This is a genomic window from Streptomyces tanashiensis (assembly GCF_014648895.1).
Taxonomy (GTDB): Bacteria; Actinomycetota; Actinomycetes; order Streptomycetales; family Streptomycetaceae; genus Streptomyces; species Streptomyces tanashiensis.
In genome coordinates, this window is record NZ_BMRZ01000002.1 from 466,907 (window position 1) to 480,154 (window position 13,248).

At 71.8% G+C, this 13,248-nt stretch carries 13 protein-coding genes and 1 pseudogene; 7 read left to right on the plus strand and 7 right to left on the minus strand.

Going from position 1 to position 13,248, the window contains the following annotated elements:
* Positions 1–42 precede the first annotated feature (42 nt).
* The 3 genes from IE237_RS07750 to IE237_RS07760 all read right to left on the minus strand — a co-directional run bounded on the left by IE237_RS07750 (position 43) and on the right by IE237_RS07760 (position 1,233).
* Entirely contained in the window at positions 43–315 is a 273-nt protein-coding gene (locus IE237_RS07750) for a hypothetical protein (protein WP_189801053.1), read from the minus strand.
* 143 nt (positions 316–458) lie between these two features.
* On the minus strand, positions 459–938 hold the full coding sequence (locus IE237_RS07755) for a hypothetical protein (protein WP_189801054.1): 480 nt from the start codon (positions 936–938) through the stop codon (positions 459–461).
* A 157-nt stretch (positions 939–1,095) separates the two neighbouring features.
* Positions 1,096–1,233: a hypothetical protein gene (locus IE237_RS07760; protein ID WP_189801055.1), complete on the minus strand. Its 138-nt coding sequence runs from the start codon at positions 1,231–1,233 to the stop codon at positions 1,096–1,098.
* Positions 1,234–1,302: 69 nt separating this feature from the next.
* Between IE237_RS07760 and IE237_RS07765 the strand changes: the two genes are divergently transcribed.
* From IE237_RS07765 to IE237_RS07795, 7 genes and pseudogenes are all read left to right on the plus strand, one after another.
* The gene (locus IE237_RS07765) at positions 1,303–1,971 is read left to right on the plus strand and encodes a hypothetical protein (protein ID WP_189801056.1); all 669 of its coding nucleotides are present in this window, start codon (positions 1,303–1,305) and stop codon (positions 1,969–1,971) included.
* A gap of 742 nt (positions 1,972–2,713) precedes the next feature.
* A complete protein-coding gene (locus IE237_RS07770) occupies positions 2,714–3,409 on the plus strand; it encodes a type 1 glutamine amidotransferase domain-containing protein (RefSeq protein WP_189801057.1) in 696 nt (231 codons plus the stop codon).
* A 5-nt stretch (positions 3,410–3,414) separates the two neighbouring features.
* Positions 3,415–3,993, plus strand: coding sequence for a TetR/AcrR family transcriptional regulator (locus IE237_RS07775; RefSeq protein WP_189801058.1), 579 nt, complete (start codon positions 3,415–3,417; stop codon positions 3,991–3,993).
* An 80-nt stretch (positions 3,994–4,073) separates the two neighbouring features.
* Positions 4,074–4,457 (plus strand): annotated as a pseudogene (locus IE237_RS07780) (nuclear transport factor 2 family protein); the annotation flags it as partial.
* 140 nt (positions 4,458–4,597) lie between these two features.
* Positions 4,598–6,085: a phytoene desaturase family protein gene (locus IE237_RS07785; protein WP_189801060.1), complete on the plus strand. Its 1,488-nt coding sequence runs from the start codon at positions 4,598–4,600 to the stop codon at positions 6,083–6,085.
* A gap of 60 nt (positions 6,086–6,145) precedes the next feature.
* Positions 6,146–7,303: a 2Fe-2S iron-sulfur cluster-binding protein gene (locus tag IE237_RS07790; protein WP_189801061.1), complete on the plus strand. Its 1,158-nt coding sequence runs from the start codon at positions 6,146–6,148 to the stop codon at positions 7,301–7,303.
* 36 nt (positions 7,304–7,339) lie between these two features.
* A complete protein-coding gene (locus IE237_RS07795) occupies positions 7,340–8,134 on the plus strand; it encodes a YqjF family protein (protein WP_189801062.1) in 795 nt (264 codons plus the stop codon).
* A 47-nt stretch (positions 8,135–8,181) separates the two neighbouring features.
* Here IE237_RS07795 and ligA read toward each other — a convergent pair whose 3' ends face one another.
* The 4 genes from ligA to IE237_RS07815 all read right to left on the minus strand — a co-directional run bounded on the left by ligA (position 8,182) and on the right by IE237_RS07815 (position 13,248).
* The gene (ligA, locus tag IE237_RS07800; protein WP_189801063.1) at positions 8,182–10,248 is read right to left on the minus strand and encodes an NAD-dependent DNA ligase LigA; all 2,067 of its coding nucleotides are present in this window, start codon (positions 10,246–10,248) and stop codon (positions 8,182–8,184) included.
* A 171-nt stretch (positions 10,249–10,419) separates the two neighbouring features.
* Positions 10,420–10,986 (minus strand): DUF4291 domain-containing protein, encoded by a 567-nt coding sequence (locus IE237_RS07805; RefSeq protein ID WP_189801064.1) that lies wholly within the window; start codon positions 10,984–10,986, stop codon positions 10,420–10,422.
* Between the two features lie 179 nt (positions 10,987–11,165).
* A complete protein-coding gene (gene gap, locus IE237_RS07810) occupies positions 11,166–12,161 on the minus strand; it encodes a type I glyceraldehyde-3-phosphate dehydrogenase (protein WP_189801065.1) in 996 nt (331 codons plus the stop codon).
* A gap of 130 nt (positions 12,162–12,291) precedes the next feature.
* The gene (locus IE237_RS07815) at positions 12,292–13,248 is read right to left on the minus strand and encodes a GlxA family transcriptional regulator (RefSeq protein ID WP_189801066.1); all 957 of its coding nucleotides are present in this window, start codon (positions 13,246–13,248) and stop codon (positions 12,292–12,294) included.

Here is a 13,248-nt window from a genome sequence, read left to right on the forward strand (position 1 = left end):
GATGTATGCAGCGTGAACGCATTCCGACCGACGTGTCGAGAGTCAGGCGCTGCGACGGGCCTGGAGGAAGCGGACCCCCTTCAACAGGATGGCGAGTCCCATCAGGGCCAGGCCGACGACCCCGACAGGGAGATGGGCGAAGCCGAGCCCGGCCAGGAGCAGGAAGCCGCTGACGGAGTCGAGCACGTCGATCCTCGCGTCCACGCGCTGTGCCGGCTCGGCAGCGCGCAGCCGGCGCAGGACGGTGAGGAGAGAGACCAGTTGGAGAACGGCCAGGGCGAGGAGCACCCAGCGGAAGGCGGTAGGTATTTCCACGTCCGACAATGTATGCGTCAACGGATCGTTGTGGATGACCGGACAGTGATCTGCCCACGGCTTCCGGGCAAACGCCCCTGCCTCGTCGGTGCGATGGGGCCGTGCAAGGGACGACAGCGGGGCCAAGCGGCCTCCCGACCGCCTCAGTCGAGTCGGTCGGCGTGCCGCAGGCGGACACTCGCCGCGTGCCGGACGCGGCGGGTACGCCCCTGCGTGGTGAGCACCCTCAGGGCCTCAACCGACGTGACCGCCTCGGTACTTGTCACCTTGCGCTGGAGCCAGTCGGACGCACCGGTAAGACTCTCGGCGTCCCACGGGCCGCCCAGGGCGATGGTGTGCAGCAGGGTCCACTCCCGGAGCCGGAGGGTGAGGAACTCGCGCTGCGTCATCACCTCGGCGAGGGCCTGCGCCCATGCGGTGAACCGGGGGCCGGCCAGGAGACCGGCGGCCCGGCGGTCCAGGTGACGGAGGACCGCGCTGTTCGCCATCGCGGCGTCCTCGTCGCGCAGGACAGCGGCCACCAGCTCGGCCTCGGACTCCTCGGCCACGGCCTCCAGAGCCTGCAGGTGACGCGCGAAGCGCCGGTGCTCGGCGGGTTCCTCGTTGACATACGGGGAGTTCATGCCGTGGATTGTGCACACGACGCCGCCGGCGCGTTCAGGCAGGATGGGAAAGAGGCGAATTCATGCGGATGTTCAGGAAGCTCCTGGCCCGGCGGGCCGGAAGCGGTGACGACGCCACGCCTCACGCCTTCACGCCCGCTCTCGCCGAACCCTCCGGTCAACAGTCCCCGCAGGACCCCGTCGTGGCCGAGTACACCATCCGTACCGCGGGAGGGAACGACTGGCCCGCGTTGCCCTCATCGTCGCGGAGCCGGCGCAGCAGCTCGGTGAGGCGTCCGAGGAGACCGCCGTCCACGACAGGGTCATCGGCTGGGCGCCGGGCCGGGAGGGTCCGGGCGGGCCGGTCCTGGTAGAACAGTGACCGATGGGTCTTCAGGAGCGCGAACGCAAGATGTACCGGCCGCTGCGGCGGGCCGGCCTCGAGGTGATCCCGGACGCGGTACCGGACGGCACGATACCGTTCGTCTTCGGATCGCGTCCCGAGGACGTCGTCGGCCGTTTCTCCCACCCGTACGAGACCCCACGGCTCGTCGAGCGACTCAACGAGGACTGGTACGAGCTCGCGGTCTCCACGGGCCTACTCGACCACCGGCGTGAGTTCCTCGTCATGCTTCCCCACGGCACCCACACGCACCAAGCCGTCCTGCATAAGCGGAACCAGCACTATGGCCGCCGTGCCGCACCGGCGGTCTGGGCCCGGGTCCGGCTCCTGGACCGCTGGGACATCATGGGCCGGGGCGCGGGATCGGCGTTCCTCGGCATCCGCGCGGGCCACCCCGGCTTCGGCATGCTGGCTCTCGACAGCAGCGTGTACATCAGTTGCTCGACGGGCGAGGCGGGCGTCGACGTGGTCGCGGTGGGCCATCCGGACCGCTCGGAGAACGTCCTGCGGGATCTGGAATGGCGCGCGCAATGGGACAGTCCGTACAACAACCGCGAGATGCGGGAGCGGATCACCGTCTGGCTCGCGGGCCGCACACGACGCGCCGTCAGCCCCTCAGGCGACTCGGGCGACGAAGGTGGCCGCCCATGAACGCCGACACCGACCGGCCGACCTTCTCACTGGTCCACGGAGCATGGCACGGAGCCTGATGCTGGGACTCCGCACGCGCGGAGCTCGACGCGGACGCCATCCGGGACAGCCTCCGGCGCATCGACGGCCCGGTGATGGTGATCGCCCATTCCCACGGAGGCGTCCCCGCCACGGAGGAGCGTCGGGTCCTTCACGGAGCGGGTGACGACGGCGGGACGGCGCAAGGTGCCCAACGGCCACGTCGTCTGCGACCACGACCGGCCGCTCGAACCGTCCCGGCCACACGAGCTCGCCACGCGCGCCGATGCCGTCCACCGACCGCCGAGCAGCCACTCGCCGATCCTCTCAATGCCCCGTCGACGGGCCACCCTCCTGACCGGGATCGCCACGTCCCCCGCCCCTTGGCGATGATTCGCCACGCCCGCCCGTGGCAGGGTGCCCGGTGTGGATCGACCGACGCCGGTGTTGTCGGCGGCACGCGCGGCGAGGCCGTACGCCTGGCTACCCGCTGAAGGCCTCCGACTCACCGTTACCCCGGCCTGCCCCTATTCCAGGCTGGGCCATTGGGATGCCTATGGCAGACATTGGCTTCTTCATTGGATACCTATGGGTCGCCGACCTACTGTCGAGGACATCGCCGCACTGACGATCTCGCCGCAGAACGTCACTCGGACCAGAGTGTCAGTGTGCGCCCGCCCGACTCCGGGCCCCGACCGGGCCCGCCATCCCCTGGAGCTCCCCCATGTCGAAGATCCTTTTCGTGATGACCGGTGTCGACCACTGGACGCTGGCCGACGGCACCAAGCACCCCACCGGTTTCTGGGCCGAGGAGGCCGTCGCGCCGGCCGAGGCGTTCAAGGCCGCCGGGCACGAGGTCGTCGTCGCGACGCCCGGCGGTGTCGTCCCGACCGTCGACGCGGGCAGCCTCGCTCCCGAGGTCAACGGTGGGCAGGAAGGCGCGGACAAGGTCGCCGCAGCGCTCGCCTCCCTCAGCGAGATCAAGAACCCCGTCAAGCTGGAGGACGTCCGTCCGGCCGATTACGACGCCGTCTTCTACCCCGGCGGCCACGGCCCCATGGAGGACCTCGCCGTGAACCCGGTCTCCGGCAGGCTGCTGGTCGACACCCTGCGGTCGGGCAAGCCCCTGGGCGTGGTCTGCCACGGCCCGGCCGCGCTCCTCGCCGCCACGGACGCCGACGGCTCGAACGCGTTCGCCGGCCGCAAGGTCGCCGCCTTCACCAACGCCGAGGAGACCCAGGCCGGTCTCGCCGACAGGGCGAAGTGGCTGTTGGAGACCCGCCTCGTCGAGGCCGGCGTGGACGTCCAGGTCGCCGAGCCGTGGGCCCCGCACGTGGTCGTCGACGGCAACCTGGTCACCGGCCAGAACCCCGCCTCCTCCGCGCCGCTCGCCGCGGAGCTGCTCAAGAAGCTGGCCTGACCCCCATGAGTACGGACCGGCTCGACGAGGTCCTCGACGCCACGTACGACTGCCTCACGCGGTACGGCGTACGGCGCACCACGATGGACGACATCGCCACCACCATGGGCGTGTCCCGGTCAGCGGTCTACCAGTACGTCCGCAGCAAGGACGACGCCTTCCGCCGGCTCGCCGAGCGCCTGCACGACCGGGCGCTCGCGCGGGCCCGGCGCTCGGCGGCCGACGAGGACGCCCCGCACGCGGAACGCATCCGGGGCGTCCTCGCCGCCAAGCTCGACCTCGTCCTGGAGCTCAGCGGGGCCTCACCGCACACCGCCGAGCTGATCGACACCAAGGCGCGCCTCTTCGGCGGCATCTGCGGCGGTTTCACCAAGGACCTGCGGCGGCTGCTCGTCAGCCTGTTCACCGAGGCCGGTACGTCCGGGGACATCGAGCCCGCCGAAGCGGCCGACATCGCGATCGCCCTCGTCGTCGGCCTGGAGAGCGCACCCGAGCCCCGGCAACTCCTCGGCCCGGCGACCGAGGCACTCCTCGCGGGGCTCCTCGGCCGAACCACCCCTCCGCCTATACAAATAGTTGTATAGCCAAACCCTGGACACGGCCACCCCTCGTCACTAGCCTCCTCCTCACCTACTCACTTAGTTGACTAGCTGCGGAGCTGCATATGAAGTCCTTCCGTCAGGCCGTCGAGGCGAACGACCACGCGGCGATCGAGGCCCTGCTCGCCGAGGATGTCGTCTTCACCAGCCCCGTCGCCTTCAAGCCCTACCCCGGCAAGGCGATCACGGCGGCCATCCTGCGCGGAGTCTCCCGCGTCTTCACCGACTTCCGTTACGTCCGGGAGATCACCGGCGAGGACGGCCGCGACCACGCCCTCGTCTTCGAGGCGCGCGTCGGCGACCGCGCCATCACCGGCTGCGACTTCCTCCACCTGAACGAGCACGGCCTCATCGACGACTTCATGGTCATGGTCCGGCCCCTCTCCGCCGCGCAGGCGCTGGCCGAGGCGATGGGGGCGCAGTTCGGCCGCATCGCCGCCGAAGCCGCTCAAGCAGCCGAATCCGCCGAAGCCACAGGAGCCGCAGGAGCCGCAGGAGCCACAGAAACCGCAGGAGCCGCAGGAGCCGCAGGAGCCTCCGAATCCGCAGGAGCCGCGGAGGCCGCCGGCGCCGCGCAGGCGGACCGGGCGTGAGCGGCGACTACGACGCGATCGTCATCGGCGCCGGAAACGCCGGCCTGACCGCCGCGGCCACACTCCAGCGGGCTGGGGTACGGACCCTCCTGGTCGAGCGGCACAACGTACCGGGCGGCTGCGCCACCTCCTTCCGGCGCGGGCGGTACGAGTTCGAGGTGGCCCTGCACCAGCTCTCCGGCATCGGGGCGCAGGGCCAGGCGTTCTCGCTGCGCGGCCTCTTCGAGGGGCTCGGCGTCGCCGACGAGCTGGACTTCGTACGGGAACACGACCTGTACCGGGCGGTCGTGCCAGGTCGGTACGACGTGACCCTTCCGGCGGAGTGGGGGGCCGCGACCGACGCCCTGGAGCAGGCCTTCCCCGGGAACCGGGCCCGCGTCGAGAAGTTCTTCGACCTCGTGCGGAACGTCGCCTTCTGGCAGGTCGCGGCGATGCGCGGCACTCCGGCCGAGCAGGTCGACCCGGTGCTCTTCCGGCAGGCCCTGCGGCCGGTCGAGGACGTCCTCGACGAGCACTTCACGGACACGGACCTCAAGTCCGTCCTGTCCCTCTACTGGACCTACGTCGGCCAGCCCCCGTCACGGATGGCCTTCCAGGACCTGGCGATGGTGCTCTTCGCCTACTTCGAGTTCAAGCCCTGGCACGTGCGCGGCGGTTCGCAGGCCATGTCCACCGCGATCCTGGGCGCTTTCCTCAGGGCGGGCGGCGAGGTGCGTTTCCACACCGCTGTCGAGGCCGTACTGACCCGCGGCGGGCGCGTCGTCGGCGTGCGCCTCGACGACGGCGAGGAGGCCGGCGCAGCCGATGTCGTCTCCAACGCCTCCCTGCCCGTCACCTACGGCATGCTCGAAGGGACCGACCTCCCCGGCGCCGTCCGTACCGACCTCGCGAGCCGCCGCCTCGGGGTCTCCGGCTTCGTGCTCCACATGGGCCTCGACGCGACTCCGGCCGAGCTCGGATTCACCACCAGCACCAGTTTCGTCAACGTCGACACCGACCACGAGCGCACCTACGCGTCGACGCGCTCCCTGGAGCCCGCCCGGGGCATCTGCGTCAGCTCGTACGACGTGGCTCCCATCGGCTTCGCCCCCGCCGGTGCCACGCACGTGAGCCTGATGACCCTGCAGTACGCCGACGTGTGGGACGGCGTCCCTGCCGATGCCTACGCGCGCGTGAAGTACGACTACGCGCAGACGCTCCTCGACCTCGTCGAGCACATCACTCCGGGGATCCGCGACGCGATCGAGGAGGTGGACGTGGCCACGCCGCTGACCATGGCCCGCTACCTCGGCCACCCCGGCGGGGCGATCTACGGCTACGACCAGGACGTCACCGACACCTGGCAGTTCCGGGACAACGAGCGCCGCAGCCACGTGCCCGGACTCCACCTGGTGGGCTCGTGGTCCTCCATGGGCGGCTTCCAGCCGACCCTCGAAGCGGGTGCGCGCGTGGCCCGCCGTCTCCTCCGCGCCCGGGCCGCCTGATCCCCCTTCCGACAGCACCCCCCTGCCTTCCTGTAGCCCCCAAGGATCACGGAGACCACCGTGAAGCACCCTCTGGCCGACCTCTTCGACGGCGCCGAACAGATCGAGAACGAGATCGCGTCACGTGAGGCGGACACCGCCGCACACGATGCCGGCGCCGCCGACCCCGTCCTGCGCACCCGCCGCGCGATCGACACGTACCACCCGAAGCGCCTCGCTCTCACGGTCTCCGAGGTCATCGAGGAGACGCCCAGCACCCGCACCTTCCGGCTGCGGCGCACCGACGGCGGCGACCTGCCGCCGTTCCTCGCCGGGCAGTACGTGGCGGTGTACGCGGACGGCACCAGCCGCCCTTACGCTCTCTCCTCCAGCCCCGCGCGGCTCGACCACTACGACCTGACGGTGCGCCGGGTCGCCGGTGGCCGGATCAGCAACCACCTGGTCGACACCCTTGCCGCGGGCGACCCCCTGACCACCAGCGGGCCCCTCGGCACCTTCCACCACAACCCGCTCTTCCACGGGGACGACCTCGTGTTCCTGGCCGGCGGCTCCGGTGTCGTCCCCGCCATGAGCATGATCCGCGAGATCGTCGACCGCGGCCTGGGGCGCCGCTTCCACCTCCTCTACGGCTCACGTGACCTCGGCGACATCGTGTTCCGCGAGGAGCTCGACGCGCTCGCCGCCGACGACCCCCGCATCAGGGTCGACCACGTCCTCCAGGACCCGGGCGCCGACTGGGCGGGGCCCACGGGATTCCTCACCGCCGGACTGATCAGCACGCTGACCGGTCCACTCGGCCGGCGCACGGTGTACGTGTGCGGGCCCCAGGCCCTCTACCCGTACGCCCTCGACCAGCTCACCGCCCTCGGCCATCCCCGCCGCCGGATCCGCTTCGAGGCCAACGGAGCCCCGGCCGACCCCACCCGGCAGCCCCACTGGCCCGCCGACACGGATCCCGCCGAGGAGGTCGCCGTCACCGCCCGGGGGATCACCTTCCCCACCCGGCGCGGCCGCCCCCTGCTCGACGCCCTGGAGGACGCCGGCGTCCGCCCCGAGGCCGCGTGCCGCTCGGGCGAGTGCGGGCTCTGCCGCATCAGGGTGGTCAAGGGCGCCGTCCACACCGCCGAGGAGGCCCGGCTGCGCCTGTCGGACCCACCGGCGGGCTACACCCACTCCTGCGTCGCCTATCCGCTCACGGACGTCGAACTCGAGGTCTGACCCGACCCGGCCCCGCCGATCCTGGATACTGCTGCGATGCCGCAGACGCCGCCCGCCGTGGAGCCCGAACCCATATCGGCCGACCCGCCGCACCGCACGGACCTCACCCTGCTCACCCAGTCCTGGCTCGACCTGGCCTTCCTGCACTGGGCCGTGGATCCCGCCGAGGTGGCCCCGCTCCTTCCGGCCGGGACCGTGCCCGACACCCTCGACGGGGTCACCTACGTGGGCCTCGTCGCGTTCCGGATGCACCGCGTCGGCTGGTTCCGCCTTCCCGGGGTCCCCTACCTCGGGAGCTTCCCCGAGACCAACGTGCGCCTGTACTCCGTGGACGCCCACGGGCGCCGCGGTGTGGTGTTCCGCTCGCTCGACGCGTCCCGCCTCGTCCCCGTGACCGTCGGGCGGTGGGCGTTCCGCATCCCCTACGTGTGGTCGAAGATGACCGTCCGGAACGACGGCTCCACGCTGACGTACACCAGCAGGCGGCGGTGGCCGGGGCCGCGCGGGGCCCACAGCGCGATCAGCGTGGACATCGGCGAGCGGGTCGAGGAGCCGACGGCCCTGGAACACTTCCTGACCGCCCGCTGGGGGATGCACAGCTCCTTCCGCGGGCGCCCTCTCTACCTCCCGAACACCCACCCCCGCTGGCCGCTGCACCGTGCCCGTCTCCTCGCCTGCGACGAGAGCCTCCTCGCGGCCGCCGGGCTGCGCCGTCCCGTCGGGGAGCCCGTGAGCGTGCTGTACTCACCGGGCGTACCGGTCCGCTTCGGCAGCCCGCCACGGCTCCCCCGTACGGCGGCCGTCCCCCGCCCGAGGAACGGCGGCGCCTGACCCCCGCCCTCGCGTTCGGCCCGTACCGTCGCCGGCGGGCGTGCGGCTCAGTCCACGTACGCGGCCACCAGCGTGGCGAAGTCCTCCGGGGTGAGGACCTCGACGCCCAGCTCCTGGGCCTTGACGGCCTTCGAGCTCGGCTTGCCGCTCGCGGACGGCGCCGCGACCAGGTACGTGGTCCTGGAGTTGACTCCGCTGCCCAGGCGTCCCCCGGCCTTCTCGATGAGCGCGCCCATCTCGGAGCGCCCCCAGCCGTCCAGCGGACCGGTCATCTTCCCCGTCACGACGACGGTCTTCCCGCTCAGCGGGCCTTCGGCCGCGTCCTCGGCCTCCTCCTGCCGCGGCTCCGTCATGCCGACGCCCGCCGCGATCAGCTTGTCGATCACCGGGGCGAGCACGGCGACCTGCTCGACGATGACCGGCGCCTTCTCCGGGCCTATGCCCTCGACCTCCTGCAGGACGTCCGCGTCGGCCGCGCGGATGGCTTCCATCGTGCCGAAGTGCGCGGCGATGCGCCGGGACATGCTGCGGCCGGTGCCCGGCACGCCGAGCGCGCAGAAGACCCGGCTGAGCGGACGGGACTTGGCGAGCCGGATCTGCTCGGCCAGCTTCGCGCCGCGCTTGGCGCTGCCGGAGGCGGTGGTGAGCTGCTCCTCGGTGAGGGTGAAGAGGTCCGCGACGTCGCCGACGGCCCCGGCGGCGATCAGCGCGTCGACGTACTTCCTGCCGAGACCGTCGATGTCGAGGATGTCCCGCCCGGCGACGTACTCGATCAGCGGCGCCAGAGCACAGGCGGTGCCCTTCGCGCAGCGCCAGCGCTCCTGGCTCTTGTCGATCTCCCCGCCGCAGTGGGGGCACGCCTCGGGCAGGGGGACCGGCACGGCCCCCTGCGGGCGGAGCTCGACGACGGCCGCCTCGACGCGCGGGATGATGTCGCCGGCCTTGTGGACGGTCACGGTGTCACCGATGTGGAGGTCCCGCCGGAGGATGTCGGCGGGGTTGTGCAGGGTGGCGCGGGTGACGGTGGACCCGTCCAGCTCGACGGCGGCGAGCACGGCCGTGGGGGCGAGCACACCCGTACGGCCCACTTCCCAGAAGACGTCTTCCAGGACCGTCTGGCGCTCGACGGCCGGAAGCTTGTAGGCGATCGCCCAGTACGGGAACCGGCTGCCGAAGCCCGCCGTCGCCTGCTCGCCGGCGCTGTCGGCCTTGATGACGACGCCGTCGATGCCGAACGGCAGGGCCGCGCGCATCGCGGCGATCGCGTCGACCCGCTCCTGGGCCTCGGCGAGACCGGTGACCACGTGGAGCCCGGCGGGAGTGTCCGCCGTGGTCCGCACCCCCGCTGCCGCCACGGCGGCGAGCGTCTCGGCGTGACCGGCCCCGGCGGGCAGGAACGCCACGCCGTCCAGCTCGACGGCGCCGTACGCCCAGAAGGTCATCGCCAGCCGGTAGGGCCGGTCCTTCGCCCGCAGCGTGCCGGCGGCTCCGTTGCGCGGATTGGCGAAGACGTCCCCGCCGTGCGCGATCCGTGTCTCGTTCGCGGCCTCGAACTGCTCCTGGGTGAAGAGAACCTCGCCGCGCGCCTCGAAGGTGGCGGGCACGGGCAGCTGCTCGGGGAGGCCCACGATCGTCCCGATGACGTGGCTGACGTCCTCGCCCCGCGAACCGTCGCCACGGGTGATGATCTGCACCAGGCGTCCGTCGCGGTATCGGGCGGCGACGGCCGCGCCGTCCATCTTCGGCTCGACGGTGAAACCCCCGGCCGGCTCGTGTCCCAGACGTCGTTGGAGCGAGGCGCCCCAGGCGACCAGTTCCTCGGGCGCGAAGACGTTGTCGAGGCTGAGCAGCCGGGTGGTGTGCGGGACGTCCCCGGCGGGGGCGGCTCCGTCGGCGACCTGATCGGCGGGCGAGTCCGGGGCGATGTCCTCGGGGTGCTCCGCCTCCCAGGCCAGCACGGCGAGCCGGAGCCGGTCGTACGTGGCGTCGTCCACGACGCTGTAGCCCTCGCCGTAGTACGTGCGGGACGCCTCGCGCAGGCGCGCGATCGCGGCCTCGTACGCGGCACGGTCGGACAGGCTGAAATGCGCCTCTACGGCGGGCGTTGTCGTCATGCCCACCATCCTGTCGCAGGGCACTGACAACGCCCTCTCGCGTGACCGCCGCAGCGAAGGAGCGGGCGCCTGACGGGTGTTCGTGTCGAGGGCCGGTAGGTGGCCCGAGCTTCGCCACGGTGCGGTGTCCGGTCGGGCCGGCGGCTCCCGGAGAGCCCGACCGTCCGCTCGTCATCCCCTCGGATACAGGCGGCCTTCCAGCGTCGGGGACAGCGGGTACGCGCGCTCGGTGGGAAACAGCGCCTGTGCCGCGGCCGCACGTCCGCTGCGCATCAGCGTCGCGGCCTTGCGGACCTGGGGAGTGACGTCGGTGAGGCTGACGATCCAGTCGTCGTTGAACGCGCGGATCAGGTGGCGGCTGATCCCCACCTGGATGCTGTAGTGGTTCAGCGCCGCCCCGCGGGCCGAGCGCTCCGGGTCCCACTGGACGTGCACGGCCGCCTGTGCCAGGGCCGCCGGGTCACCGGTCGTCAGCACGGCCCGGGACAGGGCCTCCTCCCATCCCTCACGGGTGATCCGCACCGCGAGGATCCTCTCCTGGCCTGACTTGCGGGCCCAGTTGCTGCGGTGCATCAGCCAGAGGAAGGACGGCTTGATCCACGTCATCCGCTGGAACGAGAACGGAGCGACGAAGCGCCCCGCGCGCAGCGCGGCGTCGGCGATGGCGGGCGAGTAGGCCTGGTGGACCACGATCGTACGAGCGTCGTGGTCGGCACGGATCTGGTACTGGGGTGCCATGCACCGCACCCTGTCACCCGGCCCGCGGGCGGTGCGAGCGGTTTTCCGGTCGGGTGAGGTGACCGGACGCGCCGAGGCCCGTCCGGGAACACGTCACACGCCGACTCCCGTGCGGTCGGAGTCGGCGTGTGAGGGGCCCGCTGCCACCGCGCGGGTGGAGCCGGTCGTTCGTGCGGTCGTCAGCCGGCGAGCAGCTGGAGGGAGTCGATCACGCGGTTCGAGAAGCCCCACTCGTTGTCGTACCAGGCGACGACCTTGACGTGGCGTCCCTCGACGCGGGTGAGGGCCGAGTCGAAGATCGACGAGTGCGGGTTGCCGACGATGTCGGCGGAGACCAGCGGGTCCTCCGAGTACTCCAGGACACCGGCCAGCGGGCCCTCGGCCGCCTTGCGGTAGGCGTCCAGGACGTCCTCGACGGTCACGTCGCGGGCGACGGTCGTGTTGAGCTCGACGATCGAGCCCACCGGGACGGGCACGCGGATCGAGTCGCCGGACAGCTTGCCGTCCAGGTTCGGCAGCACGAGGCCGATGGCCTTCGCGGCGCCCGTGGAGGTCGGCACGATGTTGACGCCGGCGGCGCGGGCGCGGCGCGGGTCGCGGTGCGGGCCGTCCTGCAGGTTCTGCTCCTGCGTGTAGGCGTGGACCGTCGTCATGAAGCCGTGCTCGATGCCGGCGAGGTCGTCGAGGACCTTCGCGAGGGGCGCGAGCGCGTTGGTCGTGCAGGAGGCGTTCGAGACGATCGTGTGCAGTTCGGCGTCGTACGCGTCGGTGTTCACGCCGTACGCGAGGGTGACGTCGGCGCCGTCGGCGGGCGCGCTGACGAGCACCTTCCTGGCACCGGCGTCGAGGTGCGCGCGGGCGGCCTTGGCCGAGGTGAAGCGGCCGGTCGACTCGAGGACGATGTCCACGCCGAGCTCGGCCCAGGGGAGGTCCGCCGGCTCGCGCTCGGCGAGCACCTTGATGCGGCGGCCGTCGACGACGAGGGTGTCGCCGTCGACCGTCACCGGACGGCCGAGACGGCCCGACGTGGAGTCGAAGGCGAGGAGCCGCGCGAGGGCGGTGGGCTCCGTCAGGTCGTTGACGGCGACGACCTCGAGGTCGGTGTCGCGCTCCAGGAGCGCACGCAGCACGTTGCGTCCGATGCGACCGAAACCATTGATGGCGATGCGAGTCATGAGCGGTGTCCCTTCCGACCTTCCGATTCGCCACCCAGGTTCGCGCGGAACGCACGCCTCAACCAGCGGCGTGATCGCCATGGTCCGCAAGTATCGCGCCAAGGACCCCTTCCGCTCCCGACAAGGCGGTCTATTCCCCCTGTGCGAAGGTGCGCCGGTAGTCACTCGGCGTGGTGCCCAGGATGTGCTGGAAGTGCAGGCGGAGGTTGGCTCCGGTGCCCAGGCCGACGTCGGCGGCGATCTGCTCGACGCCCCGCTCGGAGCGTTCGAGCAGTTCACGGGCCATGTCGATGCGGGCGCGCATGACCCACTGCATCGGTGTGTAGCCGGTGTCCTCGACGAACCGGCGCGAGAACGTGCGCGGTGACACGGCCGCGTTCCGGGCGAGGATCTCCAGGGTGAGGGGTTCGCCGAGCCGGTGCAGTGCCCATTCGCGGGTGGCGGCGAACCGCTCGCCGAGCGGCTCCGGCACGCTGCGCGGCACGTACTGCGCCTGGCCGCCGCTGCGGTACGGGGCGGCGACGAGGCGCCGGGCCGCGTGGTTCGAGGCGGCCACGCCGAGGTCCCCGCGCAGGATGTGGAGGCAGAGGTCGATGCCGGAGGCGGCGCCGGCGGAGGTGAGCACGCTGCCCTCGTCGACGAAGAGGACGTTCTCGTCGACGTCGATCAGCGGGCGCATGGCCGCGAGTGCCCGCGCGTAGTGCCAGTGCGTCGTGGCGCGTCTGCCGTCGAGGAGGCCCGTGGCGGCCAGGGCGAAAGCTCCCGTCGAGATGGCGGCGAGCCGTGCCCCGCGCGCGTGGGCGGCGATCAGCGCGTCGACGACGGCGCGCGGCGGGTCCTCGCGGTCGGGATGGCGGTAGCCGGGGACGAAGACGATGTCGGCCCAGGCGAGTGCTTCCAGACCGTGGGCGACCTGGTAGGACAGGCCGTCGCCGCCGGCCACGACCCCGGGTTCGGCGCCGCAGACCCGTACCTCGTAGGGCATGCTCGCCCGGGTCGTGAACACCTGCGCGGGGATTCCGACGTCGAGGGGTTTCGCGCCTTCGAGGACGAGGACGGCGACGCGGTGGAGACGTGAAGCTGACAC

What these genes read in the sequence shown, in the direction of transcription:
- IE237_RS07755 (WP_189801054.1), bottom strand. Translation starts at nt 938, where the DNA reads ATGAACTCCCCGTATGTCAACGAGGAACCCGCCGAGCACCGGCGCTTC.
- IE237_RS07765 (WP_189801056.1), top strand. Translation starts at nt 1,303, where the DNA reads ATGGGTCTTCAGGAGCGCGAACGCAAGATGTACCGGCCGCTGCGGCGG.
- IE237_RS07770 (WP_189801057.1), top strand. Translation starts at nt 2,714, where the DNA reads ATGTCGAAGATCCTTTTCGTGATGACCGGTGTCGACCACTGGACGCTG.
- IE237_RS07775 (WP_189801058.1), top strand. Translation starts at nt 3,415, where the DNA reads ATGAGTACGGACCGGCTCGACGAGGTCCTCGACGCCACGTACGACTGC.
- IE237_RS07795 (WP_189801062.1), top strand. Translation starts at nt 7,340, where the DNA reads ATGCCGCAGACGCCGCCCGCCGTGGAGCCCGAACCCATATCGGCCGAC.
- ligA (WP_189801063.1), bottom strand. Translation starts at nt 10,248, where the DNA reads ATGACGACAACGCCCGCCGTAGAGGCGCATTTCAGCCTGTCCGACCGT.
- IE237_RS07805 (WP_189801064.1), bottom strand. Translation starts at nt 10,986, where the DNA reads ATGGCACCCCAGTACCAGATCCGTGCCGACCACGACGCTCGTACGATC.
- gap (WP_189801065.1), bottom strand. Translation starts at nt 12,161, where the DNA reads ATGACTCGCATCGCCATCAATGGTTTCGGTCGCATCGGACGCAACGTG.